This is a genomic window from Streptomyces violens (assembly GCF_000717745.1).
Classification (GTDB): Bacteria; Actinomycetota; Actinomycetes; order Streptomycetales; family Streptomycetaceae; genus Streptomyces; species Streptomyces violens.
Map to the genome: position 1 here is coordinate 53,860 of NZ_JOBH01000005.1, position 23,360 is coordinate 77,219.

The following is a 23,360-nucleotide window of genomic DNA, read 5'->3' on the forward strand; positions in this document are numbered from 1 at the left end:
CCCTCGGCTGCCCGGACCGGATACCGGGAGGCCGGGCATGCCTCCCACCAAGTCCCAGCGGACGGCGGCGGCGAATCATCACAGGACACGCCTGCATAGCGCCTTTTGCCCCGCCATGTCCGCTCACTGGAGCGGACATCGTGGCCTGCGGTATAACCAGCCGGTTTTCCGCACCGGCGCATCCGCGCAGGCGGTGCGTCGCGCCTTCACGGCGAAGAATCCTGAAGAACACTGAGGAGTGGGCACGTGAGCCCTCGAAGACCGCGCTCGTCGCGCCTGCCGCGCACATCGCACGCGTACCGGCCGATGAGCCTGAAGAGCAGGGTGTGGGTGACGGCCGGTGCCGTCCTGCTGGGCGGCGCGGGGGTGGCGACGTACGCCGTCGCGGGCCCCGCGGGCCTCGACGGGAAGGCCCGCAAGCCCGCCGTCCACGACGTGAAGCTGGCGGACCTCGGCGCGGGCCGCAAGGGCCTGGCGAAGCGGGACACCAGCCGGTTCAGCGCCGTGATGGTGTCGTGGAACGACCCGCACGCCGAGGTGAAGGGCACCCCCGAGGTGCGGTACCGCGCCGCCGGGACCGACGAGTGGTCGGGCTGGACGAAGCTGCCCGACGACCCGTACTCGGCGGACGGCGCGGAGGCGGAGCGGGCCGGGACCCGCGGCGGCACCACCTCGGTGTGGACCGGTGACGCGGACGGCGTCGAGGTGCGGCTGGTGCGCGCGGACGGCTCGGCGGCCACCGGCCAGCCCGCCGGGCTCGAAGTGAACCTGCTCGACCCCGGTACCGGCGGCGCCCCCGCGGCGTTCGCGGAGCCCGTCGCGTACGCCGAGGACCCCACGACCGCGCCCACGGCCCCGGCGACGGACACCCCCTCGCCCACTCCCACGGAGCCGGCAACCGGCACCCCCTCCCCCACCCCGACCGGGACGGCCACCACGACGCCGTCGCCCGAGCCGACCCCGACGGTCCCCGCGCCCCGCCCGTCGACGGTGGTGAAGCCGCCGGTGATCACGCAGCAGGAGTGGGGCGCGTCCACGGACTACGACGGCACGCCCTCGTACGGCACGGAGATCAAGGCCGCCGTCGTCCACCACACCGGTGTCGACAGCGACAACAAGATCTCCTGCGCCGAGTCCCGGCAGCGGATGCGGACCATCCAGCAGGAGCACTTCACCCGCGGCTACTACGACATCGGGTACAACTTCGTCGTCGACAAGTGCGGGCAGATCTTCGAGGGCCGCAGCGGCGGCATGGAGCTGCCCGTCACGGGCGCCCACGACGTCGGCTTCAACACCAACACGGTCGGCATCTCCTACATCGGCAACTACATGAGCGCCAAGCCGAGCCGGGCCGCGATGGATGCCGTGGCCCGGGTCATCGCCTGGAAGTTCGGGATGTACGGGATCGACCCGGCCGGCAAGGTCACCATGACCTCGGGCACCGACGCGGGCGTGGACGGCAACAAGATCCCCAAGGGCTCCTCCGTCGAGCTGCCGCGGGTCTTCGGGCACCGCGACACCAACAGCACGCTCTGCCCCGGCGACAACCTCTACTCCAAGCTGTCCCTGATCCGGTCCCTGGCGGCCGCCCCCGGCGTCTCGCACGCCCTGGCCACCTCCGACGTCGACCGGGACGGCGTCAGCGACCTGGTCGCCGGCACGCCGAAGGCGTCCTCGGGCGGACGGGTCACCGTCGTGCCCGGCGGCATCAACGGCCCGGTGTCCGCGAAGAAGATCGCGCTCACCCAGTCCAGCGCGGGCGTGCCCGGCGCGAACGAGTCCGGCGACCAGTGGGGCGCCGCGACCGCCTGGGGCGACCTGAACGGCGACGGCCACGCGGACCTCGCGATCGGCTCCCCCGGCGAGGACGACTCCTCGAACACGGACCGCGGCGCGGTCACCCTGCTCTACGGCCCGGCCCTGAACACCGGCACGACGATGCAGCTCGGTGACGGCTTCTCGTACGCCGGGGCCAAGTTCGGCGCCGCGGTCGCGGTCGGCGACTTCGACGCCGACGGCAAGGCGGACGTCTTCGCGGCGTCCACCGGCTCCGGCGGCACCTGGTCAGCGCGGTACAGCAAGGGCGGCGAGGACGCCTCGACGATCAGCACGGCGTCCGGTTCGCTGGCGTACGCGGACGCCGCCTCCGGTGACTTCAACCGCGACGGCTACGCGGACGTGGCGCTGAACTACCGCGACACGGGCCTCGTCGGCCGCGTCGTGTGGTTCAAGGGCGGCGCGAACGGCCTGTCCAAGGTGGGGACGCTCTCCGTGAAGGGCGGGCGCGCGATCGCCGCGGGGGACGTCAACGGCAACGGGTACGACGACATCGCCATCGGCCAGCCGTACACCTCCGAGTCCGGCGCCTACGCGGGCGGCCAGGTCACCGTGGTCCCCGGCACCGCCACCGGCTTCACCACCACCGGCATGAAGACCGTCCACCAGGACACCTCCGGGGTCCCGGGCGCCGCCGAGGCGGGCGACGCGCTGGGCTGGTCGGTCTCGGTGGGCGACTACGACGCCGACGGATACGCGGATGTCCTGGCGGGTGCCCCGAACGAGGACACCACCCGGGACGGGACCAACCGCGGCAACTCGGGCACCTCGCTGCTGCTGCGCGGCACATCGAGCGGCCTCACCGGGACCGGCGCGCTCTCCCTCCACCAGGACACCAGCGGGGTGTCCGGCGCGACGGAGACCGACGACAAGCTGGGCTCCGCCGCCTCGCTGACGGACCTCTCCGGCTACGGCCGGGCGGATCTGACCCTCGGCGCCGAGGGCGAGGACGCGGGCAACGGCACGCTGCTGCACATCCCGAGCAACAGCACGGGCGTCAGCCCGTCGCAGGCCGTCTACTTCGGCCTGACCCAGCTCGGTACGCCGACGGGCGCCCGGCTGGGGCAGCAGCTGACGCCCTGACGGACCCGGGTCCCCGTGGACGGCTCGCGCCGTTCACGGGGGCTCAGACCGCGCCGCGTGCCTGCCGCGAGACCACCGCGCGCAGCACGCGGCGCCCCTCGGCGGAGATCTCCACCGCCTGCCGCAGGCCCACGGGGCCGTGCCCGGCCAGCAGTTCCAGGATCGTCGTCTGGCGCCGGAGCTCGGCCTCGACCAGCGGGGTCGTGCCGTCCGTGCGGCCCGCGCGGCGGTCCGCGAGGGTGTGCGGGCCCTCGTACGACCTGCCGGGGTGGTCCAGCAGGTGGTGCACCTGGAGCGCCGTGCTGGAGCAGTCGTCGGCCCAGGCGCGGAGCGCTTCCTCGTCGGAGTGGGTGGCCGGCGCGGCGTCGAGCATCCGGCGGACCAGTACGGCCGGTTCATCGCCGTCCGCCGGGCCCGGCGGCAGCACGGCCCGTACCGCCGCGAGCTGGGTGCCCCACTCGGCGCCGTCCGCCGTCAGGCTCGCCCACAGCGGGCGCAGCGCGTCGTCGTCCGCGCCGAGCAGCGGCAGGCAGCGGTCCACGCAGGCGAGGCCGCTCGCCGCCAGCCCGCGCGCATCCGCGCGCGCGACCAGTTCCACCAGGCTCATGACGTACGCCTTCCCCTTCGCACCGGGCACTTCCCTTGCTGCGCCCTACTGCGTGCCGACGCGCGGGAACGTCACAGCGGACCGTGACATACCGGGGTGAAGGCGTACGTCCTTAGGGGGCTTCTGACGGATCTCCGCGGCGTCACGACGCCTGGCACCCACGCTCGCGGCGTTGTCGTCACTCGCCGACGCTCCGCGTCGACTCCCTCCTCCGCCTTGCGATCGCACGCGCCAGACGCCGCTCCTTGCTCCACGGAGATCCGTCAGAAGCCCCCTAACCGCTCAGCGCGCGGGCGCCACCGTCGCCGCGCGAGCCTTGAAGTCCGTCCAGGACAGGGACGGCTTGCGCGGGTCCCAGACCTTCTGGGAGAGCGCGGCGAGCGGCAGCCGGATGCCGCGGGCGACCTGCTCGGTGGTCTGGGACTGGGCGAGGTCGCACCAGACGCCGAAGCGGGCGCCGGGGATGCGGTCGGGGCCTGCGAGCGAGGCCGGGACGGGCTTGGTGCCGCGCAGCACGGCCGGGGTCCACTCCTTGTAGATCCGCTCGCCGGTCGGGTAGGTGAAGTCGTTCGGCTGGCCGAGGACGTAGTAGAGGTACTCGTCGTTGAGGTTGACGACCCTGCGACCCTCCTTCAGGAACCCGGCCGGGTCGTTCGCGCCGATCTCCTTGCCGGTCCAGTACGCCACTGTGCGGTCCTTGTCGGGGGTGACCACCTTGGAGTCGTGGAAGCCGTCGTTCCACGCCTCGACGTGCTTCACCCCCGCCTTGCGCAGGGTCTTCTCGCGGTCGTTGAGCCAGCCGGTCGTCAGGTCCGAGACCGTGGCCCCGGAGCCGTACTTCTTCGTGGCGGCGCGCGCGAGCTGCGGATAGGTGGCGCCGGGCGACTTCACGGTCAGGGCGCGGTACTCGTCGCCGCCCAGGTGCCAGCGCGGTCCGGGCACGCCCTCCTCGGCGAACAGCTTGGCGTACTCGCGCAGCAGGTCGTCGACGATCTGCGCCGCCTTGGGCTGCGAGATGTCGATCGCACCGCGCTGGGAGGTGCCGGCGGCGCTGCGCAGCTGGAGCTCAGGGTGCTTGTCGATCACCGCGCCGAGGTGGCCCGGGGAGTCGATCTCGGGGATGACCGTGATGTGCAGCTCGCGCGCGAGCTTCACCAGGCGGCGGACCTGCGCCTTGGTCAGGTGGTCCTTGGAGACGATCTCCGGGTGGCTGCTGCTCTCGATGCGGAACGCCTGATCGTCGGAGAAGTGCAGCTGGAGCTGGTTGAGCTTGAGGTCGGCCATCTCGCGGATGCGCTTCTCCAGCCAGTCCGCGCTGAAGTGCTTGCGCGCGGTGTCGACGAGCAGGCCGCGCTGGGCCCGGTCGGGGCGGTCCTGGATCGTCCCTTCGGGGACGCCGCCGGAAGCCCGTACGGACTGCACGACCGTGCGGGTGGCGTTGAAGATCCCGGTGTCGGTGGGCGCGGTCAGGGTGAGGCGGGTGTCGCGGGCGGTGATCGTGTACGACTCGTCGGCGGTGCTCGCGGGGGCCGCGTTGTTCTCGCCCGCCGCCTTGCCCTTGCCCGAGAGCGTCAGCTCGACGTCGCCGGGGCGCGCGTCGTCCTTCCAGGACAGCTTCAGGCCGCCGAGGTCGGCGGCGAGCCGGCGGGCCTCGTCGGCGACCGGGCTGTCCTGCCCGGCGGGGACGACGACGCGGGCGTTCTTCGAGGCGCGCCAGCCGGTGCCGTCGGCCGCCTTGAAACCGCGGACCGCGGGGATCGTGCGCGGGGGCCCCTTGACCGCGGCCCAGCGGGGCGTGGGCGCCGCTGAGGACGCGGCGGACGTGGGCGACTTGGAATCCTGGTTTCCGGTACCGCTGCCGCCGCCGTGCTGCGCGGAGCCGTCCGAGCAGCCGGTGATGGTCAGGGCCGAGGCGGCCAGTGCCACCCATGCCGTCAACTTCCTCATCTACGCAAACCTCCCTTTCCAGGGCGAAGTATGACCAGCTTGAGAAATGTCCCGTCCACTACGCGCGCGAAAGCTCTCTCATCCGGGTGAAATTCGCGCATCCGTCGGACAGAAGACGGCTTGCGTCGTTACGGTGACACCGCTCCCGCCCGTCGCCCGACCTCCACCCCCAGGAGACGGCGCGAGCGCCGACAGCCCCTCCTTCCCCGGGGCCCTCGCCTGCCCCCCACGGAGTCGCCCCGGTCCCGCGCCGCGCGCGCGTAGTCCCCTGTTCCCCGAGGAGATCACGCTGACCAGCGAGCCCCCGGCCGCCCCGCCGACCACGCTGCATGCTCCCCGCTCCGGCATACCTTCGCAGAAGTGCCGGCCGCGGCGGACGCTGCCCGACGGCGCGTCCGGTCTCGATCGTTTCAATTCGGCCGCGGCGGGCGCCGTCGAGGCCGCGTTGCTCGCCTGCTGCGGCAGCCGCCGCTGGGCCCGCCGGATCGCCGCGCACCGCCCGTACCCCGACCTGGAAGCGCTGCTGGCCGCCGCCGACGAGGCCAGCTACGACCTCAGCCCGGGCGATCTCACCGAGGCGCTCGCCGAGGAGTCCCTCTCCCCGCAGCCGCTCGCGGGCGCCCGCGGCCGCGGCACCCTCGCGGCGCACACCGCGCTGCGCGCCGCGCACGCCGAGTACGAGCGCCGCTTCCGGCACGCCTTCGTGATCTGCCTGGACGGGCTGCGCGAGGAGGAGCTGCTGGACCGCGTGCTGAGCGGGATCAGGGACCGGCTGGGACACGAGCCGGACGAGGAGCGCGCCATCGCCGCCGACGAGCTGCGCCGGATCGCGCGGGGGCGGCTCGCCCACCTCGCGGGCGAAAGTCCGTGATGTTCGCTTTCCTCCCCGTCCGTTAGCCCGTCCGATCGCCCGTCCGTGCTTGTTTGATCACACCTGAGGACCCCGGCGGGAGGAACCGACAAGTCGTCGCTACGATGGCCAGGGCCGGTGGACCGTACCCGGCCGGGCCAGACCGACAGTGAAGCCGGCAGGCCCCAGTCCCCGCTCCCGGAGGGTTTTTCCGTGCCGGCTGGAACGCTGTATCGCGGCCGGGAAGGTATGTGGTCCTGGGTGGCTCATCGAGTCACCGGCGTCCTCATTTTCTTCTTCCTGTTCGTGCACGTGCTCGACACCGCTCTCGTTCGTGTCTCCCCGGAGGCCTACGACGACGTCGTCGCCACGTACAAGACGCCTCTCGTCAACGTGATGGAGTACGGCCTCGTGGCCGCCATCCTCTTCCACGCGCTCAACGGCCTGCGCGTCGTGGCCGTGGACTTCTGGTCCAAGGGCACGAAGTACCAGAAGCAGCTGCTGTGGACCGTTGTCGGTGTGTGGGCCGTCCTGATGGCCGGCGCCTTCTACCCCGTGCTGCAGCACACCCTGCGCACGCTGTTCGGGAGCTGATGAAGCGCGATGTCCTCTGCTGAGACGACTCCTGTGAACGACTCCGTGTCCCTGTACGACGTGGACAACCCGGCTCCCGTCATCGAGCCGCCCCGCGCCCGTACCAAGAAGACCCCGCGGTCGACCCGGACCAACTTCGAGCTGTACGGCTGGCTGTTCATGCGGCTGTCCGGCATCGTGCTGGTCGTCCTGGTCCTCGGCCACCTGCTGGTCCAGCTGGTGCTGGACGGCGGCGTGAGCAAGATCGGCTTCGCCTTCGTGGCCGGTCGCTGGGCCTCGCCGTTCTGGCAGGCATGGGACCTGATCATGCTGTGGCTGGCGATGCTGCACGGCGCCAACGGCCTGCGTACGGTCATCAACGACTACGCGCAGCGGGACAACACCCGCTTCTGGCTGAAGATGCTGCTGTACGCCGCCACGGTGTTCACCGTCCTTCTGGGCACGCTGGTGATCTTCACCTTCGACCCGAACATCCGCTAACGCCGGGGCTGACTGGAACAATGAAGATCCACAAGTACGACACCGTCATCGTCGGCGCGGGTGGCGCCGGTATGCGCGCGGCCATCGAGTCGACCAAGCGCAGCCGCACCGCCGTCCTGACGAAGCTCTACCCGACCCGCTCCCACACCGGCGCAGCGCAGGGCGGCATGGCCGCCGCCCTCGCGAACGTCGAGGAGGACAACTGGGAGTGGCACACCTTCGACACGATCAAGGGTGGCGACTACCTGGTCGACCAGGACGCCGCCGAGATCCTCGCGAAGGAGGCCATCGACTCCGTCCTCGACCTGGAGAAGATGGGCCTGCCGTTCAACCGCACCCCGAACGGCACGATCGACCAGCGCCGCTTCGGCGGTCACTCCCGTAACCACGGTGAGGCCCCGGTCCGCCGGTCCTGCTACGCCTCGGACCGCACGGGCCACATGATCCTCCAGACGCTGTACCAGAACTGCGTCAAGGAGGGCGTGGAGTTCTTCAACGAGTTCTACGTCCTGGACCTGCTGCTCAACGAGGTCGACGGGGTCAAGAAGTCCGCCGGTGTCGTCGCCTACGAGCTGGCGACCGGCGAGATCCACGTCTTCCAGGCGAAGTCGATCATCTTCGCGTCCGGCGGCACCGGCAAGTTCTTCAAGGTGACCTCCAACGCGCACACCCTGACCGGTGACGGCCAGGCCGCCGCCTGGCGCCGCGGGCTGCCGCTGGAGGACATGGAGTTCTTCCAGTTCCACCCGACCGGCATCTGGCGGATGGGCATCCTGCTGACGGAGGGCGCCCGTGGTGAGGGCGGCATCCTCCGCAACAAGGACGGCGAGCGCTTCATGGAGAAGTACGCGCCGGTCATGAAGGACCTCGCCTCGCGTGACGTCGTCTCGCGCTCCATCTACACGGAGATCCGCGAGGGCCGCGGCTGCGGTCCCGAGGGCGACCACGTCTACCTCGACCTCACGCACCTCCCGCCGGAGCAGCTGGACGCCAAGCTGCCCGACATCACCGAGTTCGCGCGGACCTACCTCGGCATCGAGCCCTACACGGACCCGATCCCGATCCAGCCGACCGCGCACTACGCCATGGGCGGCATCCCGACCAACGTCGAGGGCGAGGTGCTGGCCGACAACACCACCGTCGTGCCGGGCCTGTACGCCGCCGGCGAGGTCGCCTGTGTCTCCGTGCACGGCGCCAACCGCCTGGGCACCAACTCGCTGCTCGACATCAACGTGTTCGGCCGCCGCGCGGGCATCGCCGCCGCGGAGTACGCGCACAAGAACGACTTCGTCGAGCTGCCCGAGAACCCGGCGAAGCAGGTCCAGGACCAGGTCGAGCGGCTGCGCGACTCGAACGGTACGGAGAGCGTGACCAAGCTCCGCACCGAGCTGCAGGAGTGCATGGACGCCAACGTGATGGTGTTCCGCACCGAGCAGACGATCAAGACCGCGGTCGAGAAGATCGGCGAGCTGCGCGAGCGCTACCTGAACGTCTCCGTCCAGGACAAGGGCAAGCGCTTCAACACCGACCTGCTGGAGGCCATCGAGCTGGGCAACCTGCTCGACCTGGCCGAGGTCATGGCGGTCTCCGCGCTGGCCCGCAAGGAGTCCCGCGGTGGTCACTACCGCGAGGACTACCCGAACCGCGACGACGTCAACTTCATGCGGCACACCATGGCGTACCGCGAGGTCGGCGCTGACGGCAAGGAGTCGATCCGTCTCGACTACAAGCCGGTCGTCCAGACCCGCTACCAGCCGATGGAGCGTAAGTACTGATGAGCACCCCCACGCTTGAGAAGCACTCGGCAGCGCTGGACGCGGCCGAGAGCACCGCTGCCCAGAAGATCACCGTCACGTTCCGCATCCGCCGGTTCAACCCGGAGGTCTCGGACGAGGCGAAGTGGCAGGACTTCCAGCTGGAGCTGGACCCGAAGGAGCGCGTGCTCGACGGGCTGCACAAGATCAAGTGGGAGCAGGACGGCACCCTGACCTTCCGCCGGTCCTGCGCGCACGGCATCTGCGGCTCCGACGCCATGCGGATCAACGGCAAGAACCGGCTCGCCTGCAAGACGCTGATCAAGGACATCAACCCTGAGAAGCCGATCACGGTCGAGGCCATCAAGGGCCTGACGGTCCTGAAGGACCTGGTCGTGGACATGGAGCCGTTCTTCCAGGCGTACCGCGACGTGATGCCCTTCCTGATCACGAAGGACACCAACGAGCCGACGCGCGAGCGTCTGCAGTCCGCCGAGGACCGCGAGCGCTTCGACGACACCACCAAGTGCATCCTGTGCGCCGCGTGCACGACCTCGTGCCCGGTGTTCTGGAACGACGGCCAGTACTTCGGCCCGGCGGCGATCGTCAACGCGCACCGCTTCATCTTCGACTCGCGTGACGAGGCCGGTGAGCAGCGCCTGGAGATCCTGAACGACAAGGACGGCGTCTGGCGCTGCCGTACGACCTTCAACTGCACGGACGCCTGCCCGCGCGGTATCGAGGTCACGAAGGCGATCCAGGAAGTGAAGCGGGCCCTGATTACCCGGCGCTTCTGATTTCGGCCTGATCCCGCGAAGGGCCCCTGTCCGGTTTTCGTACCGGACAGGGGCCCTTCGCGTAGGTTCGCCTGCCGTGCCGGGGAATGCTCATTCGTATGAGGAACGACACCACCCCCCTTTCCCCGCACCGGCCCCTGCCTCCGCTCTCCGCCACCGTCACCGGTTCCGGCCCGGGCATCGTCCTGGCCCACGGCGCCACCGGCAGCATCGACGAGAACTACGCCCGCCTCTTACCGGCACTCGCCGCCGGCCACACCGTCGTCGCCCCCGACTACCCCGGCTCGGGCCGCACCCCGCGCGCGGCCGGGCCGCTCACCCTGGACGGCCTCACCGACGCGGTCGTCGACGGCGCGGTCGCCGCCGGGCTGGAGACCTTCACCCTGGTCGGGTACTCGCTCGGCACGGCCGTCGCGGTGCGCACCGCCACCCGCTACCCGCAGCACGTCAGCGGCCTCGTGCTGACCGCGGGGCTGGCCGTCCCGGACCGCCGTACCGATCTCTGGCTGGCGCTCTGGCAACGCCTGCTGGCGCAGGACGACTACACGGGCCTGGCGCTGGCCCGTACGCTCAGCGGCTGGTCCCCCGGCCGCCTCCAGGACCTGCCGCACGACGACCTGGACGCACTGCTGGATCCCTGCCCGGAGCTGGTGCCCGACGGTTCGGCGGACCAGGCGGCGCTCGTACGGTCCCTGGACGTCCGCGCCGACCTGCCGGGCATCGCCGTCCCTACGCTGGTCATCGCCACCCTCCACGACCAGCTGGTCGACCCCGCGCACTCCCGCTACCTGGCCGCGCACATACCCGGCGCGCAGTACGCCGAACTCGCCGCCGGCCACGTGCCGATGCACGAGTGCCCCGAGGAGTGGGAGCGGCTGATCACCGGCTTCCTCGCCGCGCACGGCCTCTAGGAAGCGCCCGACGGGCCCCTGCGGTCCCCCGCGTCCCGGCCGCTCGCTTAGGGTCGGGGCGTGGACGACGCGAAGCAGGTATCCCGGGGAGAGCAGACGCGGGCGCTGATTCTGGCCACCGCGATGCGGCTCTTCGAGGAACGCGGGTACGACCGGACGACGATGCGGGCCATCGCCCAGGAGGCGGGCGTCTCCACCGGTAACGCGTACTACTACTTCGCGTCCAAGGAACACCTGGTCCAGGGGTTCTACGACCGGATCGCCGAGGAGCACCGGGCGGCAGCGCGCGAGGTGCTCGCCACCGAGACGGAGCTGGCCGGGCGGATCCGCGGGGTGCTGCTGGCCTGGCTGGACGTGGCGGCGCCGTACCACCGGTTCGCCACCCAGTTCTTCAAGAACGCCGCCGACCCCGACAGCCCGCTCAGCCCCTTCTCCGAGGCCTCGGCGGGCCCCCGGGAGGCCGCCGTCGCGCTGCACCGCGAGGTGCTCGCGGGCGCGGGCGTGAAGGCCGCGCCGGAGCTGGCGGACCAGCTCCCGCGGCTGCTGTGGCTGCACCAGATGGGGCTGGTGCTGTTCTGGGTGCACGACCGATCGCCGGACTGCGCCCGGTCGCGGGCGCTGGCGGCCCGTACGGCGCCGCTGATCGCCCGCGCGATCGCCCTCTCGCGCTACCGCGTCCTGCGGCCGCTCGTACGGGAACTGACCGGTCTGCTGGACGACTTCCTCACACCCGGCCGTCGGTGACCTGGCCGGCGCTGACCTTGTCGTCGATGACCTTCGCGAGGAAGGCGTCGAGGTTGGCGGTCATCCGGGCGACCTTCTCCTCGACGCTGAGCTGCTCCTCGTAACGCGCGGCGAGGTCGGGCCGCTTCTTGCCGCGGAGGTACAGCGGGCAGGCGAGGTCGGCGCAGACGTACGCGCCGACGGTGTTGCCCTGGCGGCCCGCCGCGCCGGCCCGGGGCGCGGCGAGCAGGCTGACGCCCGAACCACCGTGCCCGGTCAGGCAGAAGGAGCAGACCGTGGTCTTGGTGAACGTACGGCGGACGTTCGTGGGGCGGCGCAGCGTGACGCCGAGCGGGCCGTCCGCGCGCGGGACGACGAGATAGGCGCGGTCGGGCGCCTGCGGGTCACGCCAGCCGAGGAAGTCCAGGTCGGGCCAGGGAAGTTCGGCGAGCCCGGCGGGGAGGTTCAGCCGACGGGCCTCGCCCTTGGAACAGTTCACGAAAGAGGCGCGGATGTCGGGTTCTGCCAGGGGATCCATGATCCGAAAGCTAACAGGCGGTACGGACGGGCGTCGCCCGATTTTTCTGTGGCCCGCGCGGGTCATGCCTGCCGGGAGGCCAGCTGGACGAGGGTGACGTCCGGCGGGGCGCCGACGCGGACCGGCGGGCCCCAGGCGCCCGCGCCGCGGCTGACGTAGAGCTGGGTGTCGCCGTAGCGGTCCAGGCCCGCGACGGTGGGGTTGGCGGCCGCGGCGATGTAGTTGACGGGCCACATCTGGCCGCCGTGAGTGTGCCCGGAGAGCTGCAGATCGACACCGTGCCGTACCGCCTCGTGGATCATCACCGGCTGGTGGGCGAGGAGGACCGAGGCCCGCGCGGGGTCGCGGTCGCCCAGGGCGCGGTCGTAGTCGGGGCCGTCGGCGTGGTTCTCGCCGGAGATGTCGTTGACGCCGGCGAGGTCGAAGCCGGGCATCTCGACGCGGGCGTTCTCCAGGGGGTGCACGCCCAGTTCGCGGACGTGGTCGACCCATTCGTGGGCGGCGCCCGAGATGTACTCGTGGTTGCCGGTGACGAAGTACGCGCCGTGCCGGGCGGTCAGCGCGCGCAGCGGCTCGGCGGCCGGGCCCAGGTCCGCCACGCTGCCGTCGACGAGGTCGCCGACGATCGCGATCAGGTCGGGGTTGGTGCGGTTGACGGTGTCCACGACGCGCTGGGTGTGCGCGCGGCCCAGGATGGGGCCGAGGTGGATGTCGCTGACGACGGCGATACGGAAGCCGTGCGCGGCGCGCGGCAGCTTGGCGAGGGGTACGGTCACCCGCTTCAGCCGCGGCCCGCCGAGCACGCTGTACGTGCCGTACCCGACGGTCGCGGCGGCGGCTGCCGAGGCCCCGACGGCCACCGAGCGGGCGACGAAGAGGCGCCGGGAGGGGGCGGCGGGGGCAGCGGCGGGAGGCGCGCTCGCGACGACCGTGTCGCCGCCCGCGCCCGCGTCCGCACCCGCGTCTGCTCCCGCGAGAGCCGGCTCCGGCTCGCGTATCTGCTCCCGTACCGGCTCCGGCACCGTCTCGCGCGCCCGGACCCGCAGCCACACCGCGCGGACCACCTCGCCCGCCAGCAGGGCGAGGGTGAGGTAGAGCACCGTGGCGAGCCACAGGTAGCCCGGCCAGGCGAAGAGCTGCTGGAGGGGGAACGGGGCGCCCGCACGGGGCGCGACGAAGGCGCCGAGGATCAGCAGCGGCAGCACGACGGCGAGCACGGTGCCGGTCCGGCGCGCGCCGCTGCCGGGCGAGGTCGTGTCGCGGACCAGGCGGCGCCACAGGTACCAGTGGACCGCGCCGAGCAGCGCGAAGATCGTCGCGACGACCAGAAGGAAGATCACTTACCGGACTTCTCGCTCGCCGGGGCCGCGGTCTCGCGCCGCAGAGCCCGTACCCCGCGGAACCCGATCACTCCGATTGCCGTCCCCAAGAGAAAGGACGTCACGGCGAGCGCCAGATGCACCCAGAAATAGGCAGTCGGGTCACCTGCGTCATCGAAGGCGAGACCACTTCCGTCCTTGACCAGATTCTTGACGAAAGTGATCCAGATGAACCAGCTCCAGACCCCGAAGGCGAGCAGGAACCAGGAGACGGGGCGCGAGAGCTTCATGCCTTCCAGTATGAGCGGCGGCTTCGTAAGGCCGCTGTCAGGGGCCGCGTCGTGCGGGGTGACGGTGGCCGCGCCGGACACGGCGGGTACGTTCACCGTCGTGCCGACGATCTCGCCCTCCCTCGCCCCGTCCCCCGCCCGCCGCCGCACCGCCCACAGGGCCGCGGCCGCCGCCCTGGTGTGTGCCGCGCTGACCGCGCCGCTGGCCGTGGCGGCGCCCGCGTACGCCGACGACGCGAAGCCGACGAAGTCGAAGGCGCCCGCGCCGCCCGCCACGATGTCCGCCGTCGGCGGCGGGCCGCTGGCGAAGCCCGGCACGCAGGTACGGCTGAAGGACGGCGCCCCGAAGCTCCCCAAGGGCCTCTCCGCGCGCTCCTGGATCGTCTCCGACCCGGAGTCCGGGGACGTGCTCGCCGCGCACAACGCGCACTGGCCGCTGCCGCCCGCCTCCACGCTGAAGATGCTCTTCGCCGACACCCTGCTGCCGAAGTTCCCGAAGACCGAGCAGCACAAGGTCGCGCCCGAGGACCTGGCGGGCATGGGCGAGGGCAGCAGCCTGGTGGGCATCAAGGAGAACCAGACCTACTCCGTGCACGACCTGTGGCTGGGCGTCTTTCTTCGCTCCGGCAACGACGCGGTGCACACGCTGGCCGCGATGAACCATGGCGTCGAGCAGACGGTCCGCGACATGCAGGCGCACGCGGACGAGCTGAACGCCCACGACACGCACGTCGTCACCCCGGACGGCTATGACGCGAAGGGGCAGGTCTCCAGCGCGTACGACCTGAGCCTGTTCGCCCGCTCCGGGCTGCAGAACGCGGACTTCCGGGAGTACGCCTCGACGGCGTTCGCGCAGTTCCCGGGCGAGGCGAAGAAGGGCAAGAAGCGCCCGACCTTCGGCATACAGAACACCAACCGGCTGCTGACCGGCGCGTTCGGCATGAAGCCGTACAAGGGCATCGCGGGCGTGAAGAACGGCAACACCACGAACGCGGGATCGACCTTCACCGGCGTCGCGCAGCGCGGCGACAAGGTCCTCCTCGTCACGGTCATGAACCCGGCCAAGAAGGACCTGAACGAGGTCTACAAGGAGACCGCGGCGCTGTTCGACTGGGGATTCGCGGCGCGGGACAAGGTCGAGCCGGTGGGACGGCTGGTCGGCCCGAAGAGCGAGGAGGGCGACGCCGCCAAGCACAGCGCCGGCCAGCAGCACGGCAAGCCGGGCGCGGCGCATCTGTCCGCTACGGAGGGCGACGGAGAGCGGGGCGGCGCGTCGACCGCCCTGGGGATCGCGGGCGGCGCGCTGGTCGTCCTCGGCGGCGTGGCCTTCGCGGTGCACCGCCGCTGGCCGCTGCCGGAGCTGGTACGGCGACGCGGACGCTGAGCCGGGCCGCTGAGCCGGTCCCCGACGGGCGGGGAGGGCGTCAGGCGGCGTCCTCCGCCGCCCCGCCGCCCGGCTCGGCGGCGGGCACCTCCACCGGCTCGTCGGCCGGCTCCTGGGTGGCCGTCCAGGCCGCACAGAAGACCAGCAGCTTCGCGGTGAAGTTGATCCACAGCAGCAGCGCGATCGGGGTGCCGAACGCGCCGTACATGCTCTTCGCCGCGACGCCCTGCAGATAGCCGCTGAGCGCGTACTTCAGTACCTCGAAGCCGACCGCTCCGATCAGCGCCGCAACGGCCACCGCCCGCCGTGGCGGCACCGCGCCGGGCAGCTGCGTCAGGACGTACGCCAGCAGCAGGAAGTCGGCGAGCACGGCGATCAGGAAGCCCGCCAGCGTCAGCAGGACGCTGCCCGCGCCGTCCTCGGGGATGCCGATGGCCTGTGCCACCCGGCCCACCGCCGCCGAGGCGAACACCGAGCAGGCCAGCGAGACCACCGCCACCCCGCCCAGGCCCAGCAGCAGCGCGCCGTCCTTGGCCTTGGCGAGGAAGAAGTTGCCGTCCTCGTCGTCGGTCTCCCACACCGCGCGCAGACAGTCCCGCAGCGACTGGACCCAACCCACGCCCGTGAAGAGCAGCGCGGCACCGGCGATCACCCCGACCGTGCCCGCGTTGTCCACCAGCGCCCCGATGTCCAGCTGCCCGGCGATGCCGGGGACCTGATCGGCGAGTCGGCCCTGGAACTCGCGCAGCTGCGCGTCGCTGAGCAGCGCGGCGCCGATGGCCGCCGCCACCGTGAGCAGCGGGAAGAGCGCCACGAAGCTGGTGAAGGTGAGGGCGGCGGCCAGCCGGGTCCAGTGCACGCGGTCCATCCGCTGGTACGCCCGCCACAGGTGGGTGCGCATCAGCCACACCACCGCGGGCCCGATCAGCGGCAGCCTGGTCAGCCACTCCATGAGCCGCGGGTACCCCTTCCCGAGGGCCGTTGTCCCCCATCCGGCGGAACACTAGCCTCCGGATGGCCGCATACGGCGCAGACGCGCCAGGGCGCGGCGGGTTACCGGGAGGGGGCCGGCGGCCGGGTCAGGTCGGCCTGCCGCGGTACACCGCCGACCGGCGCGCCGAAAGGGTATTCGCGCTCCAACCGCCACACGCCGTCCGCGCCCTGCTGGTACAGCGCGAAACCGCCTATCGTCCAGGCGGCCTCGAAGTCCGCCAGCTCCCGCTGCGCCCGGTCCATCGCCTCTTCGGAGATGCCGTGCGCGACGGTGACGTGCGGGTGGTACGGGAACTGCAGCTCACGGGCGCACGGCCCGGACGCGGCACGGATGCGCTCCTGCAGCTCCGTGCAGCCCGCCTTGCCGTCGACGAGCTTGACGTAGACGACGGGCGAGAGCGGCCGGAAGGTGTCGGTGCCCTTCAGGCGCAGCGTGAAGGGCGTGAAGGCCGCCGCGACCTCCGCGAGGTACTCCTCGATCCGGGGCAGGGCCGCCGGGTCGGTCTCGGTGGGCGGGAGGAGGGTGATGTGGGTGGGGATGGCCTGCGCGGCCGGGTCACCGAAGCTCGCGCGCTGCTCCTGGAGGAAGCGGCCGTACGGCTCCGGGACCGCGATCGAAACGCCGAGCGTTACGGTCCCCACTGCGTTCTCCTCCCTGAAACGGATGGTTGCCCCGGATGCCAGTGTGCCGGGTGCGCCGCCCTTACGGCGAGCGCCGACGGTCCTGCCCCGGCGGGACCTCGGCCCCCCTGTGCGGGGGCGCGCGGCGCCCGCCCGGCGCGCGATCAGTGCTTGGCGGGCAGGAAGCCGATCCGGTCGTACGTGGTGGCCAGCGTCTCGGCGGCCACCGCGCGCGCCTTCTCGGCACCCTTGGCCAGGATCGAGTCCAGCGTCTCGGGGTCGTCGAGGTATTCCTTCGTACGGTCCCGGAAGGGTGTGACGAAGTCGACCATCACCTCGGCGAGGTCGGTCTTGAGCGCGCCGTACATCTTGCCCTCGTAGTCCTTCTCCAGCTGCGGGATGTCCGTGCCGGTGAGGGTGGAGAGGATGGTCAGCAGGTTGGACACGCCCGGCTTGGCCTCGCGGTCGAAGCGGATCACCGTGTCGGTGTCGGTCACCGCGCTCTTGATCTTCTTGGCCGTGACCTTGGGCTCGTCGAGCAGGTCGATGATGCCCTTCGGCGAGGACGCCGACTTGCTCATCTTGATCGCCGGGTCCTGAAGATCCTGGATCTTCGCGGTCTCCTTGACGATGTGCGGGTTCGGGATCGTGAAGGTGTCACCGAAGCGCTGGTTGAAGCGGTCCGCGAGGTCGCGGGTCAGCTCCAGGTGCTGGCGCTGGTCCTCGCCGACCGGGACCTGGTTGGCCTGGTACAGCAGGATGTCCGCGACCATCAGCACGGGGTACGTGAAGAGGCCGACCGTCGTGCGGTCCTGGCCCTGCTTCGCCGACTTGTCCTTGAACTGGGTCATGCGGGACGCCTCGCCGAAGCCGGTGAGGCAGTTCAGCACCCAGCCGAGCTGCGCGTGCTCCGGCACATGGCTCTGGACGAAGAGGGTGCAGCGCTCGGGGTCCAGACCGGCGGCGAGCAGCTGGGCTGCCGCGACGCGGGTGTTCGCGCGCAGCTCCTTCGGGTCCTGCGGCACGGTGATCGCGTGCAGGTCCACGACCATGTAGAAGGCGTCGTGGGACTCCTGGAGCGCTACCCACTGGCGGACGGCGCCGAGGTAGTTGCCGAGGTGGAAGGAGCCGGCGGTGGGCTGGATACCGGAGAGCACACGCGGACGATCGAGAGCCATGGCACTTATTCTCTCAGGTCCGCGGCCCGTCCTGGCCGCCGGTGGGAATACCGACAGGTAGGACATGGCCCCGGGGCCGGCCACGTGGGGTGCCCGCCCGGTGACGGTGCGGGCACGGGGCCGCGCTCCTACAAGATCACATGCGGCAGGAAGCGCGCGTACTCGTCCGTGATCAGCCCGGCCGACTCCCGGATCCCGAGCCCGGCCGCCTCGTCCTCGACGACCCAGGCACCGAGGACGACATGGTTGCCGTCGAAGTCGGGAAGCGGGGCGAGCTCCTGGTAGCAGCAGGGTTCGTCGCGTACCACCGGCTCGGCGCCGGCCCTGTGGACCGTGACGCCGGCCCCCTCCCGGCCGAGCAGCGGCTTGGCGACGTATCCCGCCGTGTCCGCGAGTGCGCGCGGGCCGTCCAGGTACGCCGGGAGGAGGTTCGGGTGGCCCGGGTACAGCTCCCAGAGGATCGCGAGCAGCGCCTTGTTGGAGAGGAGCATCTTCCACGCGGGCTCGATCCACAGCGTGGTACCGGTGCCGCCACCGTTGTCGAGGGTGTCCAGGACGTGCGGGCCGAACCGGTCGGTGGCCAGCCACTCCCACGGGTAGAGCTTGAAGCAGGAGCGGATGAACTTCAGCCGCTGGTCGACGAAGCGGCCGGCGAGGCGGTCCCAGCCGATCTCCTCCATGGAGATCGCGACCGTTTCCAGACCGGCCTGCTGGGCGGTCTCCTCCAGGTAGGCGACGGTCATCAGGTCCTCGCCCAGCTCGTCCCCCGCGGAGTGCGCGAAGTGCAGGGGCGCGCCGGGCGGCAGCAGCTTCGCCTGCCGCCGCCATGCTTCGACCAGCCGTTCGTGCAGCGAGTTCCACTGGTCGGCGCCGGGGAAGCGCTCCTCCATCCAGAACCACTGCGGGCCGGCCGCCTCGATCAGCGAGGTGGGCGTGTCGGCGTTGTACTCCAGCATCTTCGCCGGCCCGGTGCCGTCGTAGTGCAGATCGAACCGGCCGTAGAGGGAGGGCAGTTCGTCCCTGCGCTGCCACGCCTCGGTGATCAGGCCGGCCAGCCGCGGGTCGTCGATGCCGAGATCGGTGAAGCGGTCGTGCTCGACGATGTGCGCCGCCGCGGCCAGGCACATGCCGTGCAGCTCCTCGACGACCTCCTCCAGCGCCTCGACCTCGGGCAGCGTGAAGGAGTAGTACGCGCTCTCGTCCCAGTACGGGCGCAGCGAGTCGTCCGGGTACCGGGTCAGCGGATAGATCAGGCCCTGTGCCTCGACGGTCTGCTGCCAGCCGGGGCGGGGCTCGATGGTGTGCCGTTCCATGCCGCCGCGCCCGCTCAGCCGCCGGCCGAACCCGAGCAGCCGAAACCGCCCCGGTCCACGGCCTGGCTCTTGCTGAACGTGCCGTAGTCGGCGTGGCGCCCGTCGACGTCCGCGTCGTAGTACCACTGGCCGTCGACCGACCCGCCGCGGCCGCCGCTCTTGCCGCTCTTGCCGCTCTTGCCCGCCGACGTACTGCCGCTCGTGCAGTTCTTGGAATCGACGATGCGGTATCCGTTGAGCGTGTCGTAACTGCCGCGGTCCACGCAGCGCTTGTCGGGCTCGGAGCCGCAGGAGGTGAGGGCCGCGGCCAGCGCGCCCATCCCGCCCAGGATCACCGTGCTCGACCGCAGCCTGCGCCGTGCCTTTTCGGCCATGGTTCGTCGTCCCCCGTAGAAGCGATTGTCGTGCTCCCGCCAGCCTAGGGGGCGGTCGGACGCGACGCGCAGGCGGCCTCTGCTGCGAGCCGGACGGCGAGGCCGCGGGCGAGGAGGACGGGGACGGTGCAGGTGGCGGCCACGCGGTGGGCTTCGGTGTAGCCGATGCAGTCCAGAACCAGCCGGCGACCGGGGCCCGCCTCTTCCTCTCCGGCTCCGCCCCGTCCGAACACGGCCCGGGCACCGACCTGAGTCATCTCCTTAGCGCCCCGGCCCACTTCGTGCTAGTCGCTCACCGCCCGCCGGACACCCTCAGGACCGTGCCCGTGGTGTACGAGGCGTCCGGGGAGAGCAGCCAGGCGATGGCGGCGGCGATCTCGTCGGGCTCGCCGGCGCGGCCGAGGGGGATGCCGGGGGCGGCCTGTGCCGCGCGGTCCGGGGCGCCCATCGCGGCGTGCATGTCGGTGTCGGTGATGCCGGGGGCCACGGCGTTGACGCGGATGCCGTCGGGGCCGAGCTCCTTGGCGAGCCCGACGGTCAGCGCGTCGAGGGCCGCCTTCGAGGCGGCGTAGTGCACGTAGTCGCCGGGGCTGCCGAGGGTGGCGGCCGCCGAGGAGACGTTGACGATGGCCCCGGTCCGACGCGGGGCCATGACCTGGGCTGCGCGGCGGCAGCAGAGCAGCGCGCCGAGGACGTTGACGTCCAGGACGCGACGGAGCACGGCGGTGTCGGCGTCGGCGAGCCTGCCGAGCGGTCCGGTCACGCCCGCGTTGTTCACCAGCCCGGTGACCGGTCCGAGCCGCTCGGCCGCCGCGTCGAACAGCCGGTCCACGTCGGCCTCTTCGGCGGTGTCGGCCCGGACGACGACGCAGCGGGCCCCGGCGGCGCGTACCGCCTCGGCGGTCCGCTCAGCGGCCCCGGCGTCCTGGACGTAGGACAGCGCGAGGTCGTGGCCCGCGGCGGCCAGCCGGACGCAGGTGGCTGCGCCGATGCCGCGGCTGCCGCCGGTGACGAGGGTGACGGGGCGCGCGGTCATGGTGAACTCCTCAGCGGGCGACGGGCGATCGGCCTGCCGGAGACGGATTCCCGGCGAAGACCGGGAAGGACCCTACCCAGCTGCCAGGAGCGTCGTACCGTCGGGCGCATGACGATGAACACGACGGCCGGCTCCGGCGACGATCGCGCGAGCGCCGCGGCGCTGCGCGCTCTGCATCTGCGGCGGGCGCCGGAGGATCCGCTGGTGCTGCCCGGGCCCTGGGATGCCGCGAGTGCGCGGGTTTTTGTGGAGGCCGGTTTCGAGGCGCTGGCCACGCCCAGTGCGGGGATCGGCGAGTCGCTGGGGTACGGGGACGGGCACACGCCGCCGGACGAGATGTTCGCGGCGATCGCGCGGATCACCCGGGCCGTGGACGTGCCGGTCACCGCCGATGTGGAGGCGGGGTACGGACTGCCCGCCAAGGAGCTGGTCGAGCGGCTGCTGGACGCGGGCGCGGTGGGCTGCAATCTGGAGGACTCGGACGCGGCGACCGGCACCCTGCGCGACCCGGAGGAGCAGGCGGACCGGCTGGCCGAGGTGCGGGCCGTCGCCGGGGACGCGCTGGTGATCAACGCCCGGATCGATACGTTCCTGCGCGGGGAGACCGGGGCCGCGCCGGCCGTGGCGCGCGGGCTGCGGTACGTCGCCGCGGGCGCGGACTGTGTGTATCCGATCCTCGCGCCGCCGGAGCTGCTGGCCGAGCTGGCCGCCGGGATCGGTGCGCCGGTCAACGCGATCGCGGTGCCGGGCGGCCCGTCGCCGCGCGCGCTGGGTGCCGCCGGTGCCTCCCGCGTCACCTTCGGCGGCGGGCTGCAGCGCCGGGCCATGGAGACGCTGCGCGGGGTGGCGGCGGAGCTGCGGGCGGGCTGAACGTGCGCGGGCGGCGGTACGTCTGTGCCTCGTACCGCCGCCCGCCCCGCGTCACTGCCCCGCGTACTTCTTGCTGATCGCGTCGAACACGCCCTTCGCCTCGGAGCCGAGGTGCGGGCCGGCCAGCCAGGTGTGATCCAGGGAGCCGATGGAGCTGTTGGAGACCAGGGAGAGCTCGCCGTTGTGGTTGGCGAGCCAGCCGCCGCCGGAGGTGCCGCCGGTCATGCCGCAGCCGATCCAGTGCATGGCGGGGGTGCCCTGGGCCATGGTCAGCCGCACCGGCCGGTCGAGGCAGTTCATCATCTTCGCGCCGTCGTACGGGGGCGCCGCCGGGTAGCCGATCGCCTTCGTGGCGCCGAGGCCGGTCACGCCGCTGCCCGAGGGCGCGCCGAACCAGACCGGCAGCGAGGCGCCGACGGTCTCCTCCAGGGACTTGCCGCCGCCGTTCTCCGGCTTCACGTGCAGCACGGCGAAGTCGTAGGCGGACGCGGCGTTGCCGCTGTGGCCGCCGCCGTCGATCCACTGCGAGGAGGTCTGCGACCAGTCCGCCCACCAGGTGCCGTACGGGGTGACGTTCCGCTCCGAGGAGGCGGAGACCTGGTTCGCGGGCAGCCCGTTGTCGTTGTACGAGGGCACGAAGACGATGTTGCGCATCCAGCCGCCGTTCTTGCCGGAGTGCACGCAGTGGCCCGCGGTCCACACCAGGTTGGACTTCCCCGGGTTGGCGGGGTCCGCGACGACGGTGCCGGAGCAGACCATCGGGCCGTCGGGGCTGTCGAAGAAGATCTTCCCGATGGGCGCCATGTGCTGGTGGTACGGGCGCTCGACCTGCTGCGCGGTCACCGGGCGCGGCTCGGGGTCGGTGGCGCCCGTGCCGGTGCTCTGGGTGGTCACCACGGGGGTGTCCGCGGCCTTCGCCATCCGGGAGGGCTTCCAGAGGTCCTTGATGACCGGGTTGGCGAACTCGGACGCCTTCCGGGCCCAGGTCTCCTTGTCCCAGTCCTTCCAGCCGCCCTGTTCCCACTTCTTCAGCGAATCGAGGTCCTTGGGGAGGCCGTTGGGGAGCTTGATCCCGTCCGGCTTCCCGCCGGCCTCCGCCGCGCCGTCCTGGCCCGCGGCCCTGGTGTCCTCGGGCCCGCAGGCGGTGGCGGTGACGAGCAGCGCGGCGACCGCCACGGCGGCTGCTGCGGTCCGGCGTATGGATGGCATGGGTCCTGCTCCCCCTGGTAACTCTGTATTTGTCATGACCCCATTCAGGGGCGGGCCCCTACTATGCCGGTACGCAGGGGCTGACGCGCGAGTAGGGGGCTGTGATGCACGTCTTGCTGGAGACGGAACGGCTGCGTTTGCGCGCTTTCGCCGGGGCGGATCTGGACAATCTGCATGAGATGGATGGAGATCCTGAAGTCATGCGATTTCTGGACAGGGGGCATCCGGCGGCCGAGTTGCTCGTCACGCGGTATGCGCAGCCTTCGCCATTCGGATACTGGGCCGCCGAGGAAAGGGACACCGCCGCATTTCTCGGCTGGTTCGAATTCCGGCCCGTGCGGGACGGCCGTACGGACGAGGTCGAGCTGGGCTACCGGCTCCGGCGCGCCGCCTGGGGAAAGGGGTACGCCACGGAGGGCGCCCGGGCGCTGGTCCGCAGGGGTTTCGCGGAGCTGGGTGTGGTGCGGGTGACGGCCACGACGATGGCGGTGAACACCGGGTCCCGGCGGGTGCTGGAGAAAAGCGGGCTGCGGTATGTCCGTACGTTCCACGAGGAATGGGCCGACCCGCTGCCGGGCGCGGAGCACGGGGACGTCGAATACGCGCTGACCGCCGGGGAATGGCGGCGGCCGGGCACCCCCTGAGGGATGCCC

The 23,360-nt window shown here is 71.7% G+C and carries 24 protein-coding genes; 11 read left to right on the forward strand and 13 right to left on the reverse strand.

What is annotated here, in order from left to right; genetic code table 11:
• Nucleotides 1-246: 246 nt before the first annotated feature.
• Entirely contained in the window at nucleotides 247-2,919 is a 2,673-nt protein-coding gene (locus tag IF04_RS0111005; RefSeq protein ID WP_342668124.1) for an N-acetylmuramoyl-L-alanine amidase, read from the forward strand.
• A gap of 43 nt (nucleotides 2,920-2,962) precedes the next feature.
• On the opposite strand, the gene IF04_RS0111010 is transcribed toward IF04_RS0111005, so the two are convergent.
• Nucleotides 2,963-3,526 carry a hypothetical protein gene (locus tag IF04_RS0111010; protein ID WP_030254120.1) on the reverse strand — a complete coding sequence of 188 codons (564 nt, stop codon included), beginning with the start codon at nucleotides 3,524-3,526 and terminating at the stop codon, nucleotides 2,963-2,965.
• 282 nt (nucleotides 3,527-3,808) lie between these two features.
• Nucleotides 3,809-5,473: a beta-N-acetylhexosaminidase gene (locus tag IF04_RS0111015; RefSeq protein ID WP_030254122.1), complete on the reverse strand. Its 1,665-nt coding sequence runs from the start codon at nucleotides 5,471-5,473 to the stop codon at nucleotides 3,809-3,811.
• A gap of 289 nt (nucleotides 5,474-5,762) precedes the next feature.
• Here IF04_RS0111015 and IF04_RS0111020 point away from each other — a divergent pair, with 289 nt between their 5' ends.
• From IF04_RS0111020 to IF04_RS0111050, 7 genes are all read left to right on the forward strand, one after another.
• A complete protein-coding gene (locus IF04_RS0111020) occupies nucleotides 5,763-6,344 on the forward strand; it encodes a 2-oxo-4-hydroxy-4-carboxy-5-ureidoimidazoline decarboxylase (RefSeq protein ID WP_425428406.1) in 582 nt (193 codons plus the stop codon).
• A 192-nt stretch (nucleotides 6,345-6,536) separates the two neighbouring features.
• A complete protein-coding gene (sdhC, locus tag IF04_RS0111025; protein ID WP_030254126.1) occupies nucleotides 6,537-6,917 on the forward strand; it encodes a succinate dehydrogenase, cytochrome b556 subunit in 381 nt (126 codons plus the stop codon).
• A gap of 9 nt (nucleotides 6,918-6,926) precedes the next feature.
• On the forward strand, nucleotides 6,927-7,397 hold the full coding sequence (locus IF04_RS0111030; protein WP_030254128.1) for a succinate dehydrogenase hydrophobic membrane anchor subunit: 471 nt from the start codon (nucleotides 6,927-6,929) through the stop codon (nucleotides 7,395-7,397).
• A gap of 20 nt (nucleotides 7,398-7,417) precedes the next feature.
• Nucleotides 7,418-9,172 (forward strand): succinate dehydrogenase flavoprotein subunit, encoded by a 1,755-nt coding sequence (sdhA, locus tag IF04_RS0111035; protein ID WP_030254130.1) that lies wholly within the window; start codon nucleotides 7,418-7,420, stop codon nucleotides 9,170-9,172.
• Nucleotides 9,172-9,948, forward strand: a complete 777-nt coding sequence (locus tag IF04_RS0111040; RefSeq protein ID WP_030254132.1) for a succinate dehydrogenase iron-sulfur subunit — start codon at nucleotides 9,172-9,174, stop codon at nucleotides 9,946-9,948. The genes sdhA and IF04_RS0111040 overlap by 1 nt, the downstream gene beginning before the upstream one ends.
• Nucleotides 9,949-10,046: 98 nt before the next feature.
• Nucleotides 10,047-10,859, forward strand: a complete 813-nt coding sequence (locus IF04_RS0111045; RefSeq protein ID WP_051831097.1) for an alpha/beta fold hydrolase — start codon at nucleotides 10,047-10,049, stop codon at nucleotides 10,857-10,859.
• Nucleotides 10,860-10,919: 60 nt separating this feature from the next.
• Nucleotides 10,920-11,603, forward strand: coding sequence for a TetR/AcrR family transcriptional regulator (locus IF04_RS0111050; RefSeq protein WP_051831099.1), 684 nt, complete (start codon nucleotides 10,920-10,922; stop codon nucleotides 11,601-11,603).
• Here the strand turns inward: IF04_RS0111050 and IF04_RS0111055 are convergent.
• From IF04_RS0111055 to IF04_RS0111065, 3 genes are all read right to left on the reverse strand, one after another.
• Complete coding sequence (locus tag IF04_RS0111055) at nucleotides 11,584-12,120, reverse strand: FBP domain-containing protein (protein WP_030254137.1); 537 nt, start codon at nucleotides 12,118-12,120, stop codon at nucleotides 11,584-11,586. The genes IF04_RS0111050 and IF04_RS0111055 overlap by 20 nt on opposite strands.
• A gap of 62 nt (nucleotides 12,121-12,182) precedes the next feature.
• On the reverse strand, nucleotides 12,183-13,460 hold the full coding sequence (locus IF04_RS0111060) for a metallophosphoesterase (protein ID WP_030254140.1): 1,278 nt from the start codon (nucleotides 13,458-13,460) through the stop codon (nucleotides 12,183-12,185).
• On the reverse strand, nucleotides 13,457-13,729 hold the full coding sequence (locus IF04_RS0111065) for an SCO4848 family membrane protein (RefSeq protein WP_030254142.1): 273 nt from the start codon (nucleotides 13,727-13,729) through the stop codon (nucleotides 13,457-13,459). The genes IF04_RS0111060 and IF04_RS0111065 overlap by 4 nt, the downstream gene beginning before the upstream one ends.
• A 100-nt stretch (nucleotides 13,730-13,829) precedes the next feature.
• Here IF04_RS0111065 and IF04_RS0111070 point away from each other — a divergent pair, with 100 nt between their 5' ends.
• Nucleotides 13,830-15,113, forward strand: a complete 1,284-nt coding sequence (locus IF04_RS0111070) for a D-alanyl-D-alanine carboxypeptidase family protein (protein WP_425428382.1) — start codon at nucleotides 13,830-13,832, stop codon at nucleotides 15,111-15,113.
• Nucleotides 15,114-15,153: 40 nt separating this feature from the next.
• Here IF04_RS0111070 and IF04_RS0111075 read toward each other — a convergent pair whose 3' ends face one another.
• From IF04_RS0111075 to IF04_RS0111105, 7 genes are all read right to left on the reverse strand, one after another.
• Nucleotides 15,154-16,065 carry a YihY/virulence factor BrkB family protein gene (locus IF04_RS0111075; RefSeq protein WP_051831100.1) on the reverse strand — a complete coding sequence of 304 codons (912 nt, stop codon included), beginning with the start codon at nucleotides 16,063-16,065 and terminating at the stop codon, nucleotides 15,154-15,156.
• 101 nt (nucleotides 16,066-16,166) lie between these two features.
• Nucleotides 16,167-16,748: a 2'-5' RNA ligase family protein gene (locus IF04_RS0111080; RefSeq protein WP_030254149.1), complete on the reverse strand. Its 582-nt coding sequence runs from the start codon at nucleotides 16,746-16,748 to the stop codon at nucleotides 16,167-16,169.
• A gap of 143 nt (nucleotides 16,749-16,891) precedes the next feature.
• Entirely contained in the window at nucleotides 16,892-17,905 is a 1,014-nt protein-coding gene (trpS, locus tag IF04_RS0111085; RefSeq protein WP_030254151.1) for a tryptophan--tRNA ligase, read from the reverse strand.
• A gap of 128 nt (nucleotides 17,906-18,033) precedes the next feature.
• Entirely contained in the window at nucleotides 18,034-19,218 is a 1,185-nt protein-coding gene (locus IF04_RS0111090; protein WP_030254154.1) for a glutathionylspermidine synthase family protein, read from the reverse strand.
• Nucleotides 19,219-19,232: 14 nt separating this feature from the next.
• Nucleotides 19,233-19,592, reverse strand: a complete 360-nt coding sequence (locus IF04_RS0111095) for a hypothetical protein (RefSeq protein WP_030254156.1) — start codon at nucleotides 19,590-19,592, stop codon at nucleotides 19,233-19,235.
• Nucleotides 19,593-19,636: 44 nt separating this feature from the next.
• Nucleotides 19,637-19,849, reverse strand: a complete 213-nt coding sequence (locus tag IF04_RS0111100; protein ID WP_030254158.1) for an AroM family protein — start codon at nucleotides 19,847-19,849, stop codon at nucleotides 19,637-19,639.
• Between the two features lie 35 nt (nucleotides 19,850-19,884).
• Entirely contained in the window at nucleotides 19,885-20,628 is a 744-nt protein-coding gene (locus tag IF04_RS0111105; RefSeq protein ID WP_030254160.1) for a glucose 1-dehydrogenase, read from the reverse strand.
• 108 nt (nucleotides 20,629-20,736) lie between these two features.
• On the opposite strand from IF04_RS0111105, the gene IF04_RS0111110 reads away from it, so the two are divergent.
• Nucleotides 20,737-21,498 (forward strand): isocitrate lyase/PEP mutase family protein, encoded by a 762-nt coding sequence (locus IF04_RS0111110; protein ID WP_245654368.1) that lies wholly within the window; start codon nucleotides 20,737-20,739, stop codon nucleotides 21,496-21,498.
• 51 nt (nucleotides 21,499-21,549) lie between these two features.
• On the opposite strand, the gene IF04_RS0111115 is transcribed toward IF04_RS0111110, so the two are convergent.
• Nucleotides 21,550-22,707 carry a trypsin-like serine peptidase gene (locus tag IF04_RS0111115; protein WP_030254164.1) on the reverse strand — a complete coding sequence of 386 codons (1,158 nt, stop codon included), beginning with the start codon at nucleotides 22,705-22,707 and terminating at the stop codon, nucleotides 21,550-21,552.
• Between the two features lie 104 nt (nucleotides 22,708-22,811).
• On the opposite strand from IF04_RS0111115, the gene IF04_RS0111120 reads away from it, so the two are divergent.
• Nucleotides 22,812-23,351: a GNAT family N-acetyltransferase gene (locus IF04_RS0111120; protein WP_030254166.1), complete on the forward strand. Its 540-nt coding sequence runs from the start codon at nucleotides 22,812-22,814 to the stop codon at nucleotides 23,349-23,351.
• The last annotated feature ends 9 nt before the right edge of the window (nucleotides 23,352-23,360 follow it).